Below are 20,366 nucleotides of genomic sequence, written 5' to 3'. Positions count from 1 at the left end.
CCATGTCCGATGCGATGGCCCAATTCCGCGATGCCTTTTTTGAAGAGGCCACCGAGCTGGCCGACGGCATGGAGGCCACCCTGCTCTCCATGGACCTGGCGTCGGTGGAGGTCGAGGATCTGCACACCCTGTTCCGCGCCGCCCACTCCATCAAGGGCAATGCGGCCACCTTCGGCTTTCCCGAGGTCGCTGCCTTCACCCACAAGCTGGAGAGCACCCTCGAGCCCGTCCGCCAGGGCACCCGACCCATGACGCCGGACCTGCGCGAGCTGCTGCTCCAGGGCGTGGACCTCATCCGCAGCCACCTGCACCATGCCCGCCGGGGCGAGCCGCTGCCCGCCAAGGACAAGCAGGGGCAGGAGGCCCTCGTGGCCCTGCTGCAGGCGGACCCCGGCTCCGCCCCGCCTCCGCCTTTCCAGGCCGCGCCGACCCCGGCCCGGACCGTGGCCATGAAGGGCGGTCGCGGCTTCTCCATCCGCTTCGAGGCCCCCACGGACGCGTTCCGCCGGGGCATCAACCTGGAGCGGCTGTTCCGTGACCTGGCCAAGCTCGGCACCCTGCAGATCTGGCCCGACCTGACGCGGATCCCCCCGTTCGAGCAGCTGGATCCCGAGGACTGCCACCTGGCCTGGGACATCCGCCTAGAGACCGCCCACCCCCAGATCGACGTGGATGACATCTTCGAGTTCGTGGCGGAGGGCGACAACCTCCGCATCCAGCCCCTGGCGCCCGAAGGCAGCGTGCCCTCCCTGGGCGAGATCCTCCAGACCGAAGCCGGGGTCAGCCCCGCCGACATCCGCGAGGCCCTGTCCCAGCAGAAGCGCCTGGGCGAGCTGCTGGTGGACATGGGCAAGGTCAAGCCCGAGGCGGTCAACAAGGCCCTCGACCAGCAGCAGAAGAAGCGCAACCAGGCCGAAGCCTCCACGGTGCGCGTGGCCACCGAGAAGATCGACCGCCTGGTGAACCTGGTGGGCGAGCTGGTCATCACCCAGGCCATGCTGGCCCAGGCCTCGCAGCAGTCGAACACCCTGCAGGGCGAAGAACAGATGAGCGCCGCCCTGCTGCAGTTGGACCGGCAGACCCGCGAGCTGCAGGAGCGCGTGATGGGCATCCGCATGGTGCCGGTGGAGATGGTGTTCTCCCGCTTCCCGCGCATGGTCCACGAGCTGGGCAAGCAACTGGGCAAGGACGTGGAGCTGGTGATGGAGGGGCAGTCCACGGAGCTGGACAAGACCTTCATCGAGATGCTGGTGGATCCCCTCACGCACCTGGTGCGCAACGCGGTGGACCACGGCATGGAGGACAAGGCCGAGCGCCTCAAGACCGGCAAGCCCGCCATGGGCACCATCGGCCTGCGGGCCTCCAGCCGGGGCGGCCACATCCACATCGAGGTGAAGGACGACGGCAAGGGCCTGAACCGCGACCGCATCTACCAGAAGGCCCTGGACCGGGGCTTGATCCAGCCGGGCTCCCGGCCCTCGGACGAGGAGCTGAACCTGCTGATCTTCGAGCCGGGCTTCTCCACCGTCGAGCAGGTCTCGGACCTGTCGGGCCGCGGCGTGGGCATGGACGTGGTGAAGCAGAACGTGCGGTCCCTGGGCGGCCGCATCGAGGTGGAGAGCCAGCCCGGCCGGGGCACCCTCATCCGCCTGGTTCTGCCCCTCACCCTCGCCATCCTCGATGGGCTCACGGTCCGCGTGGCCGAGGAGACCTACGTGTTCCCCCTGGCCTCCGTGCTGGAGAGCTTCCAGAGCCGGGGCGGCGACGTGCAGACCGTGAAGGGCGACCGGGAGGTGATCAGCCTCCGGGGCGAGTTCATCCCCGTGGTGCGCCTGCAGCGCCTGCTGGCGGTGGGCTCGGGCCAGGAGGCCTCCGACCGCTCCCTGCTGGTGCTGGTCGAGTCGGAGGGCCGCCGCGCGGCCATGGCCGTGGACGAGCTGCTGGGCCAGCAGCAGGTGGTCATCAAGAGCCTGGAGACCCACTACCGCCGCGTGGAGGGCATCTCGGGCGCCACCATCCTCGGGGACGGCCGGGTGGCCCTCATCCTCGACGTGCCGGGACTCATGCGGCTGGAGGCAGGGGCCGCCGCGGTCGGGGTATGAACCGGTCGCGCAGCGCGGATGCCGAGGCCCTGAACCAGGGCCGGGAACAGCTGTCCACGGCCACCTTCACAGCCCTGCGCGACCTGCTGCATGCCCACTCCGGCATCGCCCTGGCCGGCCACAAGCTGACCATGGTGCAGTCGCGCCTGGCCAAGCGGCTGCGCGTCCTGGGCCTCCAGACCTACGAGGAGTACCTCCAGCGGCTGGAGAACCCTGAATCTCCCGAGTGGCCCGAGTTCATCAACGCCCTCACCACCAACCTCACCAGCTTCTTCCGCGAAGGCCACCACTTCACCCAGCTGGTGCCGCTCCTCAAGCCGTTCCATGCCGCCTCGCGCCGCATCCGGATCTGGAGCGCGGGCTGCTCCACCGGCGAGGAGCCCTACACCCTGGCCATGACCCTGCTGCAGGGCTTCGGCTCCGCGGCGACCATCCAGATCCTGGCCACCGACCTGGACACGGCAGTGCTGGAGACCGCCGCGCGCGGCGTCTATCCCATGGCCCGCATCGAAGGCCTGGACGACGCCTGGAAGCGCCTAGCCTTCCTCAGGGGTTCCGGAGCCCAGGAGGGCCAGGTGCGGGTGCGGCCCGAGGTGCGGCAGCTCATCACCTTCCGGCAGATGAACCTGCTGGAGGACCGGTGGTCCGTGCCGGAGGCGCCCTTCCAGGCCATCTTCTGCCGCAACGTCATGATCTATTTCGACAAGCCCACCCAGCGGAAGCTCCTGAAGCGCTACCACGACCTGCTGGAACCCAACGGCCTCCTCTTCGTGGGCCACTCCGAGGCGCTGCTGGATGCCTCCCTGGGCTTTCAGTCCCTGGGCCAGACCATCTACCGGCGCCGGGAGGCGGCCCCATGAGCCCCCCCGCCCCCCTGGTGCACGGCCGGGCCTCCAAGTACCTGGACCGCAACTTCAACCGCCAGGCCATGAAGATCCTGCCCGGCGAGTTCTACGCCACGGCCGAGGACGAGGTGATCGTCACCGTCCTCGGCAGCTGCGTGGCCGCCTGCATCATGGACCCCATCGCCATGGTGGGCGGCATGAACCACTTCATGCTCCCGGTGAAACAGGGCGAGCGGGATCCCGACGTGTTCTTCGCCGCCCGCTACGGCGCGGCGGCCATGGAATACCTGATCAACAACCTGCTGCACCTGGGTGCCCAGCGGGACCGCCTGGTGGCGAAGGCCTTCGGGGGCGGCAAGGTGATGCGCGGCATGTCCACGGACGTGGGCGGGCAGAATGTGGACTTCGTGCGGGAGTTCCTGCGCAACGAGGACATCCCCATCTGGAGCGAGGACATGGGGGGGCCCTACCCCCGCAAGGTCTACTTCTTCCCCCACACGGGCCAGGTGCTGGTCAAGCGCATGGAGACCACCCACAACGACACCGTGCTGAACCGCGAGCTGACCTATATCCAGGAAGTCGTGGGCAGGCCGATGAGTGGGGACGTGGAGCTGTTCACATGAGCACAGAGCGGAAGCGGCGCGTCCTGGTGGTGGATGACAGTGCCCTGGTGCGCCAGGTTCTGACCAACATCCTGTCGCGCCATCCCATGCTGGAGGTCGTGGGCACCGCCAAGGATCCCTACGATGCCCGGGAGCGCATCAAGGAGCTGGATCCGGACGTGCTCACCCTCGATGTCGAGATGCCCCGCATGGACGGGCTCACCTTCCTGGGCAAGCTCATGAAGGCCCACCCCATGCCTGCGGTGATGCTGTCCAGCCTCACGGCCAAGGGCACCACCACGGCCCTGGACGCCCTGGACCTAGGCGCGGTGGACGTCATCGGCAAGCCCGTGGCGGACCAGGCCGCGGGCCTAGAGCGCATGGGCCTGGAGATCGCCCAGACGGTGTACGCCGCCTCCCTGGCGCGAGTGGGCGGCCACCGCCCGCCGGTCCAGGCCCCGCCCTCCCTGGCCTCCCTGGCCGCCCGCGCCAAGGCCGGACGGGCCCTCATCGCCATCGGTTCCAGCACGGGTGGGACCGAGGCCCTGCGCCAGGTCTTCGAGTCGATCCCGGAGAACCTGCCCCCCATCGCCGTCGTCCAGCACATGCTGCCCGGGTTCACCGCCGCCTTCGCCGAGCGCCTGGATCGCAGCTGCCGGGCCCGGGTGAAGGTGGCCGAGGACGGCGAGTCCCTTAAGGCTGGCACCGTCTACCTCGCGCCCAACGAGGCCCACCTCACCGTGGGCCGCCACAGCGTGGGCCTGGTGGCCATCCTCACGACCGGGGACCGCGTGTCCCACCACCTGCCCTCGGTGGACGTGCTCTTCGACTCGGTGGCCGCGTCCTGCGGCGCGCACGCCATGGGGGTCATCCTCACGGGGATGGGGGACGACGGTGCCCGCGGCCTCCTGAAGATGCGCCAGAAGGGGGCCAGGACCCTCGGCCAGGACGAGGCCAGCTGTGTGGTCTACGGCATGCCCCGCGCGGCCTTCATGCGCGGCGGCGTCGAAGAACAGGCCCCCCTGGGCGCCATCGCCAAGCACCTAGTCGCCTGGTGCGAACGCGACACCTGAACTTATCCACTCCCCACCCATCGGGACCAGGTCCATGCTGCTACGGCTCCCCACCATCCTCGCGAAGACCGGCACCCTCCGGGCCGCCTTGGTGCTGCTCGGGGTCTGGACAGCCCTCATGGTGTCGATCCTGGGGATCTCGAACTTCTTCGACGTCAAGGAGGCCCAGGAGATCGCCTTCAACCGGGCCATGGACAGCTACCACAAGGACCTGGCCTACCGCCGCTGGGCGTCGCTGCGCGGGGGCGTCTACGTCCCCCTGGACGGCCAGACGCCCCCCAACCCCTACCTGGCCCACCGCCCGGACCGGGACATCACCACCACCGGCGGGAAGCAGCTAACTCTGGTGAACCCCGCCTACATGACCCGCATGGTCCATGAGCTGGGTGAAAAGGAATATGGGCTGAAGGGACACCTCACCAGCCTCCACCCCATCCGTCCCGAGAACGCCCCGGACCCTTGGGAGCGCAAGGCCCTGGAGTCCTTCGAGCGGGGTCAGAGGCAATTCTCCGAAGTGCTCCACCAGGAGGGGAAGCGGATTCTCCGGTTCATGGGCGCCTTCGTGGTGGAAACCAGCTGCCTGGGTTGCCACGCCCAGCAGGGCTACAAGGTCGGAGACATCCGCGGGGGCATCAGCGTGACGGTTCCCGTTGGGACCATCCACTCGCCGATGCGCCTGGATCACAACGACATCTCCCAGCTGTTCATCGCGGGCTTCTGGCTGCTGGGGAGCCTCGGCATCCTCATCTATGTCCGCCGATTGGTCCGTTCCGCCCGGGATCACCAGGCCATGCTGGCGGCCGTGGAGGATAGCTCCCACCGCTTCCACAAGCTCTTCCAGTCCTCGCCGGCGCCCATGTTCATCCACCGCGAGGGGCGCTTCATTGAAGTGAACCAGGCGGCCGCCCACCTGCTAGATGCCGACGAGCCGACCCAACTCATGGGCCTGGAGGTCCTGAGTTTCATTCACCCGGAGTATCGGTACCTCGTGGGGGAGCGCATCCACTCCGTCCAGCAGACCGGGGAGATCGCTCCGGCCCTCGAAGAGGTCTTCCTCACCTACCGGGGGCGGGAGGTCTGGGTGGAGGTCCAGACGGCCGCCATCGAGCTGCCGGGCGGCCCGGCGATCCTCGTGTTTGCCCAGGACCTGAGCGAGCGGCGGCGCGCCGAGGAGGAGCGGCGCAAGATGGAAGCCGAGATCCAGCACGCGCAGAAGCTGGAGAGCCTCGGCAGCCTGGCCGGCGGCATCGCCCACGACATGAACAACGTGCTGGGAGCCATCCTCGGCATGGCGACCCTTCTGCAGATGAAACGGGAGGGGGACGTGGCGCTGCTCAAACCCCTGAAGACCATCGAGAACGCCGCCAGCCGCGGCCGCGACCTGGTGAAGGGTCTCACGGACTTCGCCCGGAAGGGCCTCCAGCAGGCTCAGCGCCTGGACCTCAATGCCCTCGTCCGCGAGGAGCTCGACCTGCTGGTCCGCACCAGTCGGCAGCGGTTCACCTTCGACGTGGAGCTGGACGAGGCCCTGCCCCCGATCATGGGCGAGAAGAGCTCGCTGGGCAGCGCCTTCATGAACCTCGCGGTCAACGCCTTCGACGCCATGCCCAAGGGCGGCACCTTCCGGGTCAGGACCTTCCTGGACCAGGACCAGGTCTGCCTGGAGGTGGCCGACACCGGCGAGGGCATCCCCGCCGACATCCTCTCCCGGGTCACGGATCCCTTCTTCACGACCAAGGCCCCGGGCCGGGGCACGGGCCTGGGCCTGGCCATGGTCTACGGCACGGTCAAGGCCCATGGCGGCTCGCTGCACATCGAGAGCGAGGTGGGCCTTGGGACCTGCATCCACTTGCGCTTCCCGGCCATGATTCCCAAGGCTCCCTCGGGCGGGCCCGAAGCGCTCCTCGTGGCCCATGCCGACCGCCCCTTGCGGATCCTGGTGGTGGACGACGACGAGCTCATCCGGGACATCCTGCCGCCGATGCTCGAGCAGCTGGGTCACCACGTCGAGTGCACCTCGTCGGGCCTGGAGGCCATCCGGCGCCTGGGCGCGGGTCTGGAGGTGGACCTGGTGATCCTGGACCACAACATGCCCGGCATGACCGGCGCCGAGGCCCTGCCGCGCGTCTTCCAGCTACGCCCCACCGTACGGATCCTCATCGCCACGGGCTTTCTGGACACGGACCTCAAGCTCCTCCTGGCCGACTTCCCCACGGTTGCCAGCCTGCAGAAGCCCTTCTCGCTGGTCGAGCTCCGCAAGGTCCTGGAGGCCATCTCGACCGAACTGGGACACTAGCCTTCAGGGTTTCGGCGGGGCCAGCTTGCCGGTCTCCACCCGCTGCTTCGCCTTCTCCCGCTCCGCCTCGCTGGGCGTGCCCCAGACGACCCGGCTGGGCTTCTGCTTCAGGAGCTCCAGCAGCTCCTCGACGGAGGCCAGGGAGCGGCGCAGACTCTTGAGGCTCTGTTCAAGCTCCGGGTGGTCCTGGGCGGTGAAGCGGCTCATGAAGGCATCCGCCTGCTTCAGGGTCGAGGCCAGACTCACCAGGATCTGGTCCAGTTCGGGCCCGCGCTTCTCCATGAGCCGGCGCACCGTGGTGAGGCTCTGGTCCAGGGAGGCCAGGGCCTTGTCCGCCTCGCCCATGCTGCGGTCCGCGTGGCCCACCAGGCCCCGGCTCTCCTTCGCCAGGGTCTGGAATTCCTTCAGGGTGCCGTCCAGGGACTGCAGGGCCTGGCGCACCGAGGGATGCTCCAGCACATCGCCCAGGCCCTTGCGCTCAAGGCGCTCGCGCAGGCCGTCCACGCCCGCCTGCAGGCTGGCCATGAGACGGTCGGTGCGCTCCAGCACCCCGGCGATGGACACGCCCGAGTCCCCGGGGATCTCGTCGCCCGCGACGAGCGGCACCACCCGCTCGGCCACCTCGGGCAGCCGCAGGTCCAGCATCACGCTGCCCACGCCCTTCGGCGCGAGGTTCGCCCGGGTGCCGCGCCACAGCCTGATGTCCTCGCGGACGGCGATGCGGGCCAGGAAGTGGTAGACCTTCCCCTCCAGTCGCATGTCCACCCGTTCGACCGAACCGACGCGGAAGCCCTTCAGCTGCACGTCGGTGCCGGGTGCCAGCCCCTCCATCTGCTCAAGCCGCACCACCAGCGGGTAGCTGCGCTCCGTGACCGCGCCGGCGTTCTTGTAGGCCACCAGGGCCAGGAACAGGGCCAGGGCGCCCAAGACGAGCAGACCGAGGCGGGCATCCTGCTTCTCGAAGTTCATGGCGACTCCATGGGCACGGGACTGAGCTGGAGGCGTGCCACCTCCAGGTGGGTGAAGGCATGGGGCTCTTCCGCGGCGATGACCAGGGTGCAGGCGTGATCTGCAGTCCAGGTCTGCAGCAGCTCCAGGGCGATGGCCCGGTCCGCGGCGTCGAGGCCCTCCATCGGGTCATCCAGCAGGATCAGGTCGGGCTCCATGGCCAGCACCCGCGCGAGGTTGCCGTGCCTGCGGGCGGAGGCGCTCACCGCGTGGGGACGGAGCTCCGCCACCGCGAGCAGGTCCAGGCGTTCCAGGGCCGCTTCGGTCCGCTGCCGGGCCTCGGCCGCTGGGGTCCCCTGGAACCGCAGGGGGAGGGCGAGGTTCTCCCGCAGGGTGAGGTTCGAGAGCAGCCCACCCGAGGCGAAGGCAAAGCCCAGCCGCACCTTCCCCGCCAGCGCCAGGACACCGTCCCCGGGCCAGACCGGGTGACCGCCCACCAGGACTGTGCCGCGGGCCGGGCGCTCGATCCCGGCGATGACCTTCAGGAGACGGCTCTTCCCGGCGCCGCTGGGCCCGGTGAGCAGCAGGTTCCCGCCTCGCGGCAGGGCCAGGTCGAGTCCCTGCACCAGCAGGCGGCCATCCGGGGCATCCAGGGCGAGGTCGTGGAGCTCGATCATCCCCGCCCCGTCAGAAGTAGAGGAGGGCGGCAATGAGGCCGTCCAGGCAGAACACGGCCACCAGCGCCGAGACGACGGTCTTGGTGACCGCCTGGGGGATCTCGGTCTGGCTGCGCCGGATGCGCAGGCCGAAGTGGCAGGCGTGGAAGGTGATGGCCCCGGAGAAGAGCACCACTTTGAGCAGGGTGGCGGCGAAGTCGCGGTTGGAGAGCGCCTGGCGCACGGAGTCCATGTAGAAGCCGAAGGTGACGCCGTACTTCAGCTTGGCCACCAGAAAACCGCCGCCCAGGGCCAGGGCATCGAAGCAGACCACCAGGGCGAACACGGAGACCAGCACCCCCAGCCAGCGGGGCAGCAGCAGGTACTGGTAGGGGTTCACGCCGTGGGTGGCCAGGGCATCCACCTCGCCGTTCAGCTGCATGGCGCCCAGCTCCGCGGCGATGGCCGTGGCACTGCGGCCGATGACCAGCACCGCCGTGAGCAGTGGGCCCAGCTCCCGCAGGATGATCAGCACCATCAGGGTGCCGATGTAGTTCTCCGCCCCCAGGCCCGAGAGCTGGCTGAAGGCCTGGATGAGCGTCACCGCGCCCAGCAGCAGGGCCGTGCCGCTCACCAGCCACAGCGCGTCCAGTCCCGTGAAGCGGACCTGTAGCTTGGTCTGGCCGCCCACCACCGCCAGCTGATCCATTCGCAGAAGGAGGGCATGGCGCAACGTGCGCAGCACCAGGTGCGCCTGGTCGCCCAGGAACTCCAGGAAGCCGCGGACCGGTGCGCCCAGCCTGGCGAGAAAGAGCATCACGTTTCACCCGCAGATTGGGCCCAGGCTAGCAGGTCACGGGTTCAGCACGAAGCCATCCGCGTAGTCGATGACGGTCACCACCCGGTAGTCGCGGTGGGGCCCGCTGCCCGCCCCGGCCTGGTGCAGGTCCGGGTTGAAGAGGTTGCGGCGGTGCCCACGGCTGGGCACGCAGTCGTCGATCAGCAACTGGAGGACCACCTGCCGGGCCTCCACCTCCAGGGTGCCGATGTTCTCGGCGATGAGCCCATGCCAGGTCCCGAGCCGGTTCAGCCGGTCCGAGAGCTTGCTGCCGTCCGACCCCACGTGCTCCAGGGCTCCGCGGGGGCCGATGTCCCGGGCGTGCAGGCGGGCGGCCCGGGCCAGCCCTTCGTTGAAGCGGAGCGGCCCCACGGGCTTCTGCTGCTCCAGGAAGGAGATGGCCTCATCCAGGGCGGCCACCCCTTCCTCGGTCCGCAGAGGCGTCCGGCCCGGGCGGTTCCAGAGGGTGCCCTCGAAACAGTCCCGCAGCTCCCGCAGGTGTTTCGCGTAGGCCCTTGGCTGCAACCGGGCGTCGCTCATCTCTTGCACCACGGCCCGCTCGAAAGCGGTGGCCTGCTCCGGCGGCACCTGGGCGCCAAGGCCGGCCCACAGCAGGGCTGGAAGGACTGGGCGGAGGAATCGGAGGAAGGGGTTCCGCATGGGGGCCTCGGGATCCAAGACTCTAGCGGATCCGAGGCGACACTGCCTGCTGCTTGAGCGACTCGGCTTTGGATCGGAGCACCCAGGCCGCCTGCGCCGACCCGACCAGCAGGGCCAGTCCCAGGCTGAGGGCCAGGGTCACCGACACCCAGCGGTGGCCGCGCTGGAGATCCGCCCTACCCTGGGCCACCTGGAGGTAGCCCGCCAGCGCGAGGCCCAAGGTCACCACCACCAGCAGGACCAGCCAGAGGTGCAACATGGCCTCGAAGGTCCCGGCGCCGATCAGCCTCAGGCTCAGCTGGCGCACCCCCCAGGCGAAGGTCGCCCAGGCGGCCAGATCCAGTGCCAGCCAAGGTGAACGGGACCGCACCTGGATCGACACCGCATGGAACAGGAGGAGGCAGACGAGGCTGCCGGCCAGCCAGGTACCCACTGTCTGGCCCGCCTGCTTCAGGGAGAACAGCCGCCAGAGGCCGCCAAACAGAAGGGTCGGCAGGCACAGCACCATGGCGGCAAGCACGGCCATGCCGACCCCTGCCCCCACCTTGCCGGCGAAGATCTCGCCGGTCCGGAGCGGCTGGTTCAGCAGGAAGCCGAAGCGCCGCTCCTCCAGGTCCCGGCCCACCATCGTGGCGCCGAAGAGGGCGGCCACCACCCAGGCGAGCAGGGTGCCCGAGCCCACGGCCAGGAGGGTGGTCTTCCCCACTTCGGCCTCGAACTGCATCCCGACCAGCTGGATGCAGCCCATGCCCAGGGCCAGCAGGAAGACGTTGCGCCGGCCGATCCATTCCCGACGGAAGACAGCGAGGGTGGTCATGAGGCTACCTCCGATTCCGCGCCCACCAGGGCGACGAACAGCTCTTCCAGGGAGAGGGCGTGGACCCTCAGGTCGGGACGGTCGCCATCCAGCAGCCGCGTGGGATCGCCCTGGGACAGCACCGCCTCTCCGCCGAGCCCGCCCTCGCGGAGCCGCAGTGGCGCATAGGGTGCCAGATCCTCGGCCCGCAGCGCCTGGAACGGCGCCCAGCTCACCTTGCGATGGCGGGCTTTGAGCTCCTCCAGGCTGCCGTCCACCAAGAGCCGACCCTCGTGCAGGATGCCCACCCGGTCGGCGATCCCCTCGATGCCCGCGAGATCATGGGTGGTGATGAGAATCGTGGTGCCCCGGTCCGCCAGCTCACTCAGCAGCTCATCGTAGACCTCGCGCCGGGCCACGGGATCCAGACCCAGGGTCGGATCATCCAGCACCAGCAACTGGGGTTTCGGGCCCAGCGCCAGCGTCAGGGCAAGCTGGGCCTTCTGGCCCCGGGAGAGCTTCCCGAAGGGGACATCGAGGGGCACCTGGAAGCGAGTCAACCGCTCGTCCGCGGCGGCGGCGTCCCAGGTGGGATGAAGGCCCGCGCAGAACCGCAGGAGCTGGCGAGGCGTCATGGCCGGCGGCGCATCCGGTTCTTCGGACACCACCCCCACCCTCTGCATGAGCGCGGTGCGTGAGGACCAGACGTCCTGCCCGAGCAGGTCCATCTGTCCAGATTGGGGCTTCTGGTGGCCCAGCAGGCACCGGACCAGCGAGGTCTTGCCGGAGCCGTTGCGCCCGAGCAGGGCATAGACCTGGCCGGGCTCCACCGTGAAGGAGACCCGGTCCAGGGCCTGGGTCCGGCCGTAGCGGACGCTGAGGTTCCGGCAATCCACAGCGGGAATCACCTGGATGGTCGTCATGATTTGCCTCCCGCACGGGATGGTTTGAGGGACTTCCACACCGTGGCGAGGCAGGTAGTCGCCTCGGGCAGATCCGCGCCAGTGGTCAGGGCTGTGGCGGCGTAGCGGAGGGCACCTTCGCGGAGCAGGGCCGCCCGCTCGCTGGCCCGGAAGGCCGGGGGCGAGTCCGCGACGTAGGTGCCGTCACCCCGGCGGACGCTCAGCACGCCGGCCTCCACGAGGTGCTGGTAGGCCTTCACCACCGTGTTGGGGTTCACGCCGAGGTCCCGGGCCAAATCCCGGACCGAGGGCATCAGGGACCCGGCCGAGAGTCCCCCGGAGGCCACCAGGCGGCGCACGCCCTCCTCGATCTGTCGCCAGAGGGGGGCCGCTTCGGCGGAGTCCACTTGAAGAAGGGTCTTCATCCCGTGCCTCCTGGGCGAGGATTACTGTATCAGTGAACTAATACAGTAAATCAGACAAGGCTGCCGTCAAGGGCCTGCCCTAAAAAAAATGAGGGCCCCGAAGGGCCCTCGCCTGGTGCTGCTTCGATGGAATGCCTTCAGATGGCGGGACCGTCGATCTCCGCGAACAGCGGATGCGTCAGGTAGCGCTCGCCGGTGTCGCAGAGCACGGCCACCACCGTCTTGCCCTCGCCCAGTTCCTTCGCCACCTCCAGGGCCGCGAAGACGATGGCGCCGGTGCTGATGCCGGTGAGCAGGCCCTCCTCCCGGGCCAGGCGGCGGGCGATGGCGATGGCGTCGTCGTAGGCCACGGGCCGGATGCGTTGGAAGGCCTTTCGATTGAGGATGCTGGGCACGAAGTTAGGTCCGATGCCCTGGATCTTGTGGGGACCCGCCTGGCCCGCGCTCAACAGTGGCGAGGTCTCGGGCTCCACGGCGACCACCAGGGTGCCGGGCTTCTTCTCCGCCAGCACCTCCCCCACGCCGGTGACCGTGCCGCCGGTGCCCACGCCCGCCACGAAGGCGTCGAGCTCCGGCACCTGCTCCAGGATCTCCAGCGCGGTGGTGCGGCGGTGGACCGCCGGGTTGGCGGGGTTGTCGAACTGGCGCACCAGGAAGTAGCTGGGGTCGGCGTCGGCCAATTCCTGGGCCTTGTCCACCGCCGCTTTCATGCCGCCGGAGCCCGGCGTCAGCACCAGCGTCGCGCCGTAGGCCTTGAGCAGGGCGCGGCGCTCCTGGGTCATGGTGTCGGGCATGACCAGGGTGATCTTGTAGCCCTTGGCCGCCGCCACGAAAGCCAGGCCGATGCCCGTGTTGCCGCTGGTGGCTTCGAGCAGGGTGCTGCCGGGCTTCAGGACGCCCCGGTCCTCCGCGTCCTGGATCATGCTTAGGGCGATGCGGTCCTTCACGCTGCCGCCGGGGTTGGCGCTCTCCAGCTTCACGTAGACCCTGGCGGAGCCCGCCGGCACGATGCGATTCAGGCGCACCACGGGGGTGTAGCCCACCAGGTCGTAGGCGTGTTCCACGCGGTTGGGGCGCTGGGTGGGAGTCTGGCTCATGGTCGTGGCCTCCTTCAGGCTTCGGGCGAGCCCGAAGCCTGAAGTATGGGAAAGTGAAATTATTTGTCAAGTTTGTCAATTGTTTTGATTATATATTCGTGTCAGGATGGCGACGGAGGTTTGGCCATGAAGAGCTCAGCCAAGGGACGTTACGGATTGCAGCTCATGGTAGAGCTGGCCCTGCAGGCGGGGCGCGGCCCGATCCTGGTGGAGACCATCGCCGTCCGCCAAGGGCTCCCGCCCAAGTTCCTGCGGGTGCTGCTGGGCAGCCTCAAGACCGCCGGGCTGGTGAAGGTGCAGCGCGGACCCAGCGGCGGTTGCGAGCTGGCCCGGCACCCCAGCCACGTCAGCGCCCTGGAGGTATTGGAAGCCCTGGAAGGCCGCTTCGGCAGCCCGGGCCTTCCGCCCGATGCCACCCATGGCGCCCAGACCGTGCGCGAACTCTGGAACCGCGGCACCGAGGCCGCCCGGGCCGTGCTCAAGGCCACCACGCTCGCCGACCTCGCCACGCGCCATCAAGCGCTGGAGGTGGACAGCCAGGGGTACTCGATCTAGGCCAACCCGTACTGGCTGAGAACCTTCCGCAGTTGGGCCAGGCTGTAGGGCTTGGGCAGGAACCCGGCGACCCCTTCCCCCAGTTCGCTGGTCTCCAGCGAGAAGCCGCTGCTGAGGATGATGGGCAGGTCGGGATCGAGCTGATGGATGAGCCGGGCGGTCGTCCGCCCATCCACCCCCGGCATGATCTGATCCATGAGCACCAGGGCGAAGCCGTCGGGCTGGCCCTGGATCCACTCCAGGGCCTCGCGGCCGTTCTTGGCGGTCACGGCGTCCAGCCCCAGCCCGGCCATGAGCTCTGCCGCATTGAGGAGGATCATGGGCTCATCGTCCACCACGAGGATCTGGGCCCGCCGGGTGGCCTTCACCGGAGGCTCGCCCGCGTCGTGGGAGGGGAGGTAGATGGTGACCGTGGTGCCCCCCGAGGGCCGGCTGGTCACGCGCACACCGCCTTGATGGGCCCGGAGGATGCCGAGAAGGGCGGAGAGCCCCAGGCCCCGGCCCGTGGCCTTGGTGGTGAAGAAGGGGTCGAAGATCCGGGCGAGGGCCTCCGCCGGGATGCCGCAGCCGGTGTCGCTGACCTCAAGCACCACATAATTCCCGGGCGACATGGGCGGCGAGGGCGGGGCCAGGGGCAGGTGGTCCGCCGTCAGGCATTCCACACGGGTGGACAGGGTGATGGTGCCTTCGCGCTCGCCGATAGCCTCGGAGGCATTGGTGACCAGGTTCATCACGACCTGATGGATCTGGGTCGCATCGGCGAGGACTGCCGGCAGCCGCGGACTCGGCATCACCAGGAGCTGCGCCTGCTTGGAGATGGAGACGCGGAGCAGTCCGGTCATGTCCTGCACCGTGCGGTTCAGGTCCATGGCCGCCACGTGCAACTTGCCCCGGCCGCTGTAGTCCAGCATCTGGCGCGTCAGGTTGGAGGCCCGCTCCAGGATGGACTCGAGGTTGCCCAGGTGCGCATGGACGGGGCTCTCGGAGGGCAGCTTCATCTGGGCCAGGTTGAGGCTGCCGGTCATGGCGGTCAGGAGGTTGTTGAAGTCGTGGGCGATGCCCCCGGCGAGGAGGCCGATCCCCTCCAGCCGCTGGCTTTCCCGCTGGGACTCCTCGTGGAGCTTGCGCTCGCTGATGTCGGTGAGCACCCCCACGATCCGCATCACGCCATCGGGCTGGAGATCGACCCGCTCCATGTGGTCCAGGAGCCAGATCCAGCGGCCATCCTTCCGCCTCAGCCGATACTCGACGACCGCCGACCCCGTGCTCCGCGTCTGATCAAGCGCCTTGTGCAACTGGAGGCAGTCCTCTGGATGCAGGTTCTGCTCCCAGAGGTCGGGCACCGTCTTCAGCTCCTCCTCGGTGAAGCCCGTTACCTCGGCCACGTTCTCGCTCACCCAGGTGGCCGCCATGGGATGCGGAGTCTCGGCATCGTAGAAGACCACCGGGAGACTGCGCAGGATCCGCCTCAGCCGCCGCTCGGTGGCCCGATGAGCCTCCTCGGCCTGCCGGCGTCCCAGGGAGAAGGCCACGTGCCCCGCCAGGGTCTGGGCCAGTTGCACTACATCCGGGTGGATATCCCCAGGCTGGTCGGCGTACACCATGAGCTTGCCCAGCAGCCGCCCCTGGTAGAGCAGCGGAATGAAGGCCAGTCCATGGATGTCCTCACTGCGCAGCACCGCCTTGATGTCCAGGCTGAGCGGCTCCTGGAGGGGGTCGGCCATCAGGATGGGCTCCGGCTCGATGGCATCCCGGGACCACGGCGAGTGCCCGTCCGTGACCTCGCGGTATCGGTCGCTGAGCCCCATCCAGGCACGGAAGTGCATCCGGCCGTCCTCGCCCCAGGTGAGGATGGCCGCCCGGGTGATGGGCAGGGCGGTGAGGATCCCCTGAATGGCCGCTTCGAAAATCTCGTCCATGGTGGCCGCGCGGGTCACGGCCGTGGCCAGGCGGTGGATGGCCTTGAGCTGGAGGTAGGGCTTGCTGGCGTAGAGGCCAGGATCCGTATCGCCGTCGAGACGGCCCACACTCGGATCGAATTCAAAATGCAATGGCTGGTCTCTCAAGGATGGCGTGAACTGGATTCAGCCCATGCTAGCCCACCCCAGAGCTGTTCGAACAAGAATCGTGATGCACAGCATCCACTGGAATGGAATCGGCCGCCGGGTGGGCTAGTGGCTGGGCTTTATTTGCCCAAGGATGATGTCCAGCGCTGCCGGAACCGTGTGCCCCTTCTGCTGCACCTCACTGCCGCGATAGAGGCCCCAACCGGGTAGCCCCCTCGGCCAGGCCTTGGTCATCGCCCACTGCTGGATGCGGCTGTTGGCCAGCACCACGACCAGGAAGCGCTTGGGGTTCCAGGGGTTGGGGAAGGCAGCGAGGAGGCCGTCGTCGGGCCTCCCGTAGGTGCGTCCCTGCCACTTGAACCAGCCGGCCCCCACCTTGACCGGGAAGCGGCCCTCGGCCTGGAGGCGGGCCGCCACGCCGTTGTCGGCGGGACCACCGAAGAGCAGGAGATCGCTGGCGGCCAGCTCCGCATCGCAGACCTCGGCATCGGCCTGGACGGGGAGCAGCACTTCCGTGGTCAGCTCGGCCAGAAGGTCCCGGTACTGCAGAGCCAGGGTGCGCTGGGCCTCGACCTCGCGGGCGGTGCCAAACACCAGCCGCGTGGCGGTCCAGTCGTCCAGCACGTTGCCGAGGACCCAGAAGTTCGGACGGGGCACGGGGATGTCGTGCCCGGCGTTGAAAGTGACCCGGCTGGGCAGGGCCTCACAGGGAAAGGTAAAGGTGCCGGTGGCGCCGGTCATCTGGATGCGCTCCAGGCGGGCGCCCTTGAGGGTCTCCAGGTTCACGGAGGCGATGAAGGGATAGGCGAAGCCTGACTGCTCCACCGTGAGGGTCACGGCGTAGCCAGTCTCGGCCTTCTTCACATCCACGTTCATCCGGGGTGCAGGCAGGTCGGCGCGTTCCAGCCAGGGCTTCAGGATCGGCGCCACGTCGCGGCCCGCGCCTTCGGAGAGGGCCTTGATCAGGTCCTTGGTGCGGGCGGGCTTCCCGTTGAAGCGCTCATGGGCCGTGCGCATGGCCTTGGCGAAGGCGGCGTTGCCCAGGTGCAGGCGCAGCTGGTGCAGGGCGAAGACGCCGCGGATGCGGGGGATCTGGTAGGCGCCGTAGCGGTCGTAGGCGGTGGCGGTGGCCAGGGGCGCCTGGGCGCCTTCCTTCGCCTCCAGGTAAAGGTAACGGGTGTTCAGATCCGCCAGAGTGGCGGCCTGGGCCTCGAAAGCCTTGGCGGGCGCGGCGGGCAGGCCCTTGAGCTGCTGCCAGTAGGCCGCAGACGCACTCACGAACCAGCTCTCCGCATCGGTGGCAGGCTTCACGGTGCCGGACCAGAGACCCTTGGCCTCGAAGCCATAGGCCTCCTTCATCCCCGCCACCTCCGGTGAAGGCGCAGCCTTGGCCGGCTTCTCCTCTCTCCAGGACGCCTTCGCGGCCTGGAGCTTTTCCGTCACCCAGATGGGACTGAACGTCGTGTAGCCATGGGTCAGGTGGGGCGTGGCGCCCGGCAGATCAGCGATGAAGCGGCCGCCCACCAACTTCTCGCGCAGGGTGGTCTTGCCCTGGTGGGCGATGAAGACCAGCTTCTCGGCCATCTCGGAGGTGGTGAGCTTGCCGTCGCAGGCGTGGGGCCGGTTGATGGGACTGCTGGCCAGGATGCGGGTGGAGGCGTCGATGTCGAAGCCGCCCTTGCCGTAGGTGCGGAAGGCCTCCTGGAAGGCGATGTCCCGGTTCCAGGTGTTGAAGGCGAGATCAGCCGGGGCGTTCTCGGGGTTGGCGCCGTACTCGCTGCGCACCTCGAGGTCGCGGTTGTTGTTGTTGGCCCAGATGAAGTCGCGGTGGTTCCCCGGGGTGTCAGCGGGCCTGCCCTTGGTGCCGGTACGCCACATCTTCGTCTTCTCAGTGCCCAGCAGGAAGCAGGCGCCCTCGTCGGTCTTGGTGTCGGCCATGGTCCAGTCGTTTGTGTAGAGGCCGTTGTTCTGCTTGAGGAGGATGGCGGCAGCCTCGTCGATGGTGGCGGCGTACTGGGCGGCCTTGCGGATGCGGTTGCTCTGGGGCGTGCCCTCGGGGTTGAAGGGCGTCTGGCCCACCGTGGTCTCGCCGATCACCAGGCCCGAGCCGTTCAGGTACCAGTCGGTGCCGCTGTGGATGCCACCCGCGAAGGTCTGCATCACCACGCGGTGGCCCTTTTCCGGGACGATGTCCAGCATCACGCCCCACTCGGTGCCGGTGTAGCCGTTCCACATGAACAGCTGGGTGAAGATGAAGCGGCCGCTCTTGGTGGCGCCCTTGGTGGCCACGAAGGAGGAGCAGTGGTCGCCCTTCCCGGCCTTGTCCGCCTCGTCGTCGCCGGTCATGAAGGTGCGGCCCGTGAGCGGGTTGGGTGCGTGGGTGAGCCCGTCCTGCAGCGAGCTCATGTCCACGGCACTGTTCAGGGTGACGATGTCCAGCAGGTCGAGGTCCCGGCCCTTGAACTTGGCGCCGGCCTTGACGGCGCCATCGGCGATGCCCTTCATCTCCTCAAGGAACTCCACGTCGTACTTGCGGAAGAAGAGGGCGTCGGCCATCTGCCGCTGGTCGGCCCAGCCCCGCACGGGGTCGGCGGCGTTCTTTTGCACGCCCAGCTTGGTGATGTAGCGCACGATCTCGTCGGCCATGAGCTCGCCGTGCTGGCGGCCGCGGGCATAGGGCGCGCCCTCGATGTGCAGGAAGGTCCAGCCCCCCATCTCGTAGCGGAAGCCCTTGCCCGCCCAGCGCACGGTCTCCATGGGGATGAAGGCTGTGACGTCCTCCACCTTCTCCAGCTTCACGGCGCTGAAGGTGGCGGCGCCCGTGGCCTTGCCGTTGCGGCCCAGGTGCAGCTGCACGCGGTCCGTGGGGCTGGTGGCCAGGAACAGCAGGGAGACCTTGCCTTCGGAGGTGCCCGCCACGCTCTGCGAGGCGTTGGTGAAGGGGAAGCTCTCCATGGTCAGGCAGGCGCCCAGGGCGGTGGGGTAGCGCACCAGGGCGTCCACCTTCACCCCTTCGGTCTTGATGTTGGCGGTGAGCCGGTAGAGTTCTCCAACTTTCAGCGGCAGGGGCGACGAGACCAGCGTGGCCTCGGAACCATCCCCGGAGGCTTGCAGGCGCAATCCGGCCGCCTGCCCCGTGGAACCCGGCTTCAACGTCCAGCCTGAGACCGGAAGGTCGGCGGCGGTGGCCAGCAGCGTCACAGCCATCAACAGCCCGGCGCGGAACATTCGGATCATAGGAGCCTCCACCCTCCAGGATGCCAAACCCATCGCGGAATTGCCTCGTTTTTTGAGGCAACCCCGGGCAGCGGCTACCCTTGGGACATGGCGCTGAAAAAATGGACCTTCACCGTGGACCCGGAAGACGCGGAGCTCCGCCTGGACCAGCTCATCGCCAAGCGCACGGAGCTGTCCCGGCGCTCGGCCCGGGAGGCCCTGAAGCTGGGTGGCGTCCAGGTGGACCGCAAGCGGGTGAAGGTGGCGGGCAAGGTGGTGAAACCCGGCATCGAGGTGCGCGTGGCCTTCGATCCCGACCTGCCGCCGGTGCCCACCACGCCCATCCCCGTCGTGTTCGAGGACGCCTGGATCATCGCCGTGGACAAGCCCGCGGGCATCGCCACCCAGGGCACCTGGGCCACGGACCGCCACGACCTGCTGGCCCTCCTGAAGACCCAGCGCCCGGACCTGAGCCTGTTCCTCCACCACCGCCTGGACCAGGGCACCTCGGGCCTGCTGGTGCTGGGCAAGGATCCGAAAGCCAACAAGGGCCTGGCCGAGGCCTTCGCGGGCCGCGACCTGGAGAAGCTCTACATCGCCCGCATCTCCGCACCCCTGGCGGCCTGCACCGTGGACGCCCCCATCGGCCGCATCCGGGGCGCCGATCCCGGCCGCTTCGGCACGGCCGGGGACCTCATCGAGCCCCGCTCCGCCCGCACCGACTTCCGCCCCGCCACTGCGGAGGAAACCGCCGGCCTTGTCCCCGGCCACTGGATCGTGGCCCGCATCCACACAGGCCGAACCCACCAGATCCGCGTCCACCTGGTCCACCTGGGCCATGCCATCGTGGGCGACACCCTCTACAGTGGCGCCGCCTCGGACCGCCTGTGGCTGCATGCCTGGCGGCTGGGGCTGAAGCATCCGGTGACCGGGGCAGACCTGCAGCTGGAGGCTCCGCCAGAGCGGTTCCGCGCATGAAGCTGCCCATCCTCTTCAACCCTGCCTCCGGCATCTCGCCCAAGGCCCCCGACGTCCTCCTGAGGCCGCTACCGAAGGAGCTGCGGGACCGGGTGGAGCCCCTGCCCTTCGGCCCTCCCTGGGATTTCGAGCCTCACATCGCCCAGGCGATCCAGGGGGGTGGTCCGCTGTTCGTGTGGGGTGGTGACGGTACCATCCACCACGCGGCGAAGGCCCTGATCCAGCGCGGCTGTCCCGTGGCCCTGGCCGCGATTCCCGGCGGCAGTGGCAACGGGCTGGTGCGCGGGTTGCGCACGCCGCTGGAGCCCGCC

At 68.8% G+C, this 20,366-nt stretch carries 18 protein-coding genes; 8 read left to right on the top strand and 10 right to left on the bottom strand.

The genetic code is table 11. The annotated features are described in order from the left end of the window. Positions 1-2: 2 nt before the first annotated feature. The 5 genes from WAS25_RS15565 to WAS25_RS15545 are packed head-to-tail and all read left to right on the top strand — an operon-like array spanning position 3 to position 6,918. Positions 3-2,102 carry a chemotaxis protein CheW gene (locus WAS25_RS15565; protein WP_422313761.1) on the top strand — a complete coding sequence of 700 codons (2,100 nt, stop codon included), beginning with the start codon at positions 3-5 and terminating at the stop codon, positions 2,100-2,102. After that, positions 2,099-2,962: a CheR family methyltransferase gene (locus WAS25_RS15560; RefSeq protein ID WP_422313759.1), complete on the top strand. Its 864-nt coding sequence runs from the start codon at positions 2,099-2,101 to the stop codon at positions 2,960-2,962. The genes WAS25_RS15565 and WAS25_RS15560 overlap by 4 nt, the downstream gene beginning before the upstream one ends. Further along, positions 2,959-3,570 carry a chemoreceptor glutamine deamidase CheD gene (gene cheD, locus WAS25_RS15555; protein ID WP_422313757.1) on the top strand — a complete coding sequence of 204 codons (612 nt, stop codon included), beginning with the start codon at positions 2,959-2,961 and terminating at the stop codon, positions 3,568-3,570. Before WAS25_RS15560 ends, cheD begins: the two co-directional genes overlap by 4 nt. After that, complete coding sequence (locus WAS25_RS15550) at positions 3,567-4,622, top strand: protein-glutamate methylesterase/protein-glutamine glutaminase (protein WP_422313755.1); 1,056 nt, start codon at positions 3,567-3,569, stop codon at positions 4,620-4,622. The genes cheD and WAS25_RS15550 overlap by 4 nt, the downstream gene beginning before the upstream one ends. Before the next feature lie 34 nt (positions 4,623-4,656). Then, positions 4,657-6,918: an ATP-binding protein gene (locus WAS25_RS15545; RefSeq protein ID WP_422313753.1), complete on the top strand. Its 2,262-nt coding sequence runs from the start codon at positions 4,657-4,659 to the stop codon at positions 6,916-6,918. Between the two features lie 3 nt (positions 6,919-6,921). On the opposite strand, the gene WAS25_RS15540 is transcribed toward WAS25_RS15545, so the two are convergent. The 8 genes from WAS25_RS15540 to cysK form a co-directional block, all read right to left on the bottom strand. Then, positions 6,922-7,887: an MlaD family protein gene (locus WAS25_RS15540; RefSeq protein WP_422313751.1), complete on the bottom strand. Its 966-nt coding sequence runs from the start codon at positions 7,885-7,887 to the stop codon at positions 6,922-6,924. Beyond that, the gene (locus WAS25_RS15535; RefSeq protein WP_422313749.1) at positions 7,884-8,543 is read right to left on the bottom strand and encodes an ATP-binding cassette domain-containing protein; all 660 of its coding nucleotides are present in this window, start codon (positions 8,541-8,543) and stop codon (positions 7,884-7,886) included. The genes WAS25_RS15540 and WAS25_RS15535 overlap by 4 nt, the downstream gene beginning before the upstream one ends. Before the next feature lie 10 nt (positions 8,544-8,553). Beyond that, on the bottom strand, positions 8,554-9,339 hold the full coding sequence (locus WAS25_RS15530) for an MlaE family ABC transporter permease (protein ID WP_422313747.1): 786 nt from the start codon (positions 9,337-9,339) through the stop codon (positions 8,554-8,556). Between the two features lie 36 nt (positions 9,340-9,375). Continuing rightward, entirely contained in the window at positions 9,376-10,020 is a 645-nt protein-coding gene (locus tag WAS25_RS15525; RefSeq protein ID WP_422313745.1) for a CAP domain-containing protein, read from the bottom strand. 22 nt (positions 10,021-10,042) lie between these two features. Beyond that, a complete protein-coding gene (locus tag WAS25_RS15520) occupies positions 10,043-10,837 on the bottom strand; it encodes a hypothetical protein (RefSeq protein WP_422313743.1) in 795 nt (264 codons plus the stop codon). After that, complete coding sequence (locus WAS25_RS15515; RefSeq protein WP_422313741.1) at positions 10,834-11,739, bottom strand: ABC transporter ATP-binding protein; 906 nt, start codon at positions 11,737-11,739, stop codon at positions 10,834-10,836. Before WAS25_RS15515 ends, WAS25_RS15520 begins: the two co-directional genes overlap by 4 nt. Beyond that, complete coding sequence (locus WAS25_RS15510; protein ID WP_422313739.1) at positions 11,736-12,143, bottom strand: GntR family transcriptional regulator; 408 nt, start codon at positions 12,141-12,143, stop codon at positions 11,736-11,738. Before WAS25_RS15510 ends, WAS25_RS15515 begins: the two co-directional genes overlap by 4 nt. A gap of 137 nt (positions 12,144-12,280) precedes the next feature. Next, complete coding sequence (cysK, locus tag WAS25_RS15505) at positions 12,281-13,240, bottom strand: cysteine synthase A (RefSeq protein WP_422313737.1); 960 nt, start codon at positions 13,238-13,240, stop codon at positions 12,281-12,283. 126 nt (positions 13,241-13,366) lie between these two features. Here cysK and WAS25_RS15500 point away from each other — a divergent pair, with 126 nt between their 5' ends. Then, positions 13,367-13,795 carry an RrF2 family transcriptional regulator gene (locus WAS25_RS15500; protein ID WP_422313735.1) on the top strand — a complete coding sequence of 143 codons (429 nt, stop codon included), beginning with the start codon at positions 13,367-13,369 and terminating at the stop codon, positions 13,793-13,795. On the opposite strand, the gene WAS25_RS15495 is transcribed toward WAS25_RS15500, so the two are convergent. Further along, on the bottom strand, positions 13,792-15,822 hold the full coding sequence (locus WAS25_RS15495) for an ATP-binding protein (RefSeq protein ID WP_422313733.1): 2,031 nt from the start codon (positions 15,820-15,822) through the stop codon (positions 13,792-13,794). The two genes, WAS25_RS15500 and WAS25_RS15495, sit on opposite strands and share 4 nt — an antisense overlap. Before the next feature lie 144 nt (positions 15,823-15,966). Next, entirely contained in the window at positions 15,967-19,098 is a 3,132-nt protein-coding gene (locus WAS25_RS15490) for a C45 family autoproteolytic acyltransferase/hydolase (protein ID WP_422313731.1), read from the bottom strand. An 87-nt stretch (positions 19,099-19,185) separates the two neighbouring features. Between WAS25_RS15490 and WAS25_RS15485 the strand changes: the two genes are divergently transcribed. Continuing rightward, the gene (locus WAS25_RS15485; protein ID WP_422313729.1) at positions 19,186-20,055 is read left to right on the top strand and encodes an RluA family pseudouridine synthase; all 870 of its coding nucleotides are present in this window, start codon (positions 19,186-19,188) and stop codon (positions 20,053-20,055) included. Beyond that, the coding region (locus tag WAS25_RS15480) for a diacylglycerol/lipid kinase family protein (protein ID WP_422313727.1) at positions 20,052-20,366 on the top strand (315 nt) is incomplete at its 3' end. The genes WAS25_RS15485 and WAS25_RS15480, both read left to right, overlap by 4 nt.

The sequence above is a fragment of the Geothrix sp. genome (genome assembly GCF_049292215.1).
Classification (GTDB): Bacteria; Acidobacteriota; Holophagae; order Holophagales; family Holophagaceae; genus Geothrix.
The sequence above is the reverse complement of the archived record's forward strand: the minus strand, read 5'-3'. Positions and strand labels throughout refer to the sequence as shown.

Excerpts from the sequence above, each read along its gene's own strand:
- WAS25_RS15565 (WP_422313761.1), top strand. The coding sequence starts at position 3 with ATGTCCGATGCGATGGCCCAATTCCGCGATGCCTTTTTTGAAGAGGCC.
- WAS25_RS15560 (WP_422313759.1), top strand. The coding sequence starts at position 2,099 with ATGAACCGGTCGCGCAGCGCGGATGCCGAGGCCCTGAACCAGGGCCGG.
- cheD (WP_422313757.1), top strand. The coding sequence starts at position 2,959 with ATGAGCCCCCCCGCCCCCCTGGTGCACGGCCGGGCCTCCAAGTACCTG.
- WAS25_RS15550 (WP_422313755.1), top strand. The coding sequence starts at position 3,567 with ATGAGCACAGAGCGGAAGCGGCGCGTCCTGGTGGTGGATGACAGTGCC.
- WAS25_RS15545 (WP_422313753.1), top strand. The coding sequence starts at position 4,657 with ATGCTGCTACGGCTCCCCACCATCCTCGCGAAGACCGGCACCCTCCGG.
- WAS25_RS15540 (WP_422313751.1), bottom strand. The coding sequence starts at position 7,887 with ATGAACTTCGAGAAGCAGGATGCCCGCCTCGGTCTGCTCGTCTTGGGC.
- WAS25_RS15535 (WP_422313749.1), bottom strand. The coding sequence starts at position 8,543 with ATGATCGAGCTCCACGACCTCGCCCTGGATGCCCCGGATGGCCGCCTG.
- WAS25_RS15530 (WP_422313747.1), bottom strand. The coding sequence starts at position 9,339 with ATGCTCTTTCTCGCCAGGCTGGGCGCACCGGTCCGCGGCTTCCTGGAG.
- WAS25_RS15525 (WP_422313745.1), bottom strand. The coding sequence starts at position 10,020 with ATGCGGAACCCCTTCCTCCGATTCCTCCGCCCAGTCCTTCCAGCCCTG.
- WAS25_RS15520 (WP_422313743.1), bottom strand. The coding sequence starts at position 10,837 with ATGACCACCCTCGCTGTCTTCCGTCGGGAATGGATCGGCCGGCGCAAC.
- WAS25_RS15515 (WP_422313741.1), bottom strand. The coding sequence starts at position 11,739 with ATGACGACCATCCAGGTGATTCCCGCTGTGGATTGCCGGAACCTCAGC.
- WAS25_RS15510 (WP_422313739.1), bottom strand. The coding sequence starts at position 12,143 with ATGAAGACCCTTCTTCAAGTGGACTCCGCCGAAGCGGCCCCCCTCTGG.
- cysK (WP_422313737.1), bottom strand. The coding sequence starts at position 13,240 with ATGAGCCAGACTCCCACCCAGCGCCCCAACCGCGTGGAACACGCCTAC.
- WAS25_RS15500 (WP_422313735.1), top strand. The coding sequence starts at position 13,367 with ATGAAGAGCTCAGCCAAGGGACGTTACGGATTGCAGCTCATGGTAGAG.
- WAS25_RS15490 (WP_422313731.1), bottom strand. The coding sequence starts at position 19,098 with ATGATCCGAATGTTCCGCGCCGGGCTGTTGATGGCTGTGACGCTGCTG.
- WAS25_RS15485 (WP_422313729.1), top strand. The coding sequence starts at position 19,186 with ATGGCGCTGAAAAAATGGACCTTCACCGTGGACCCGGAAGACGCGGAG.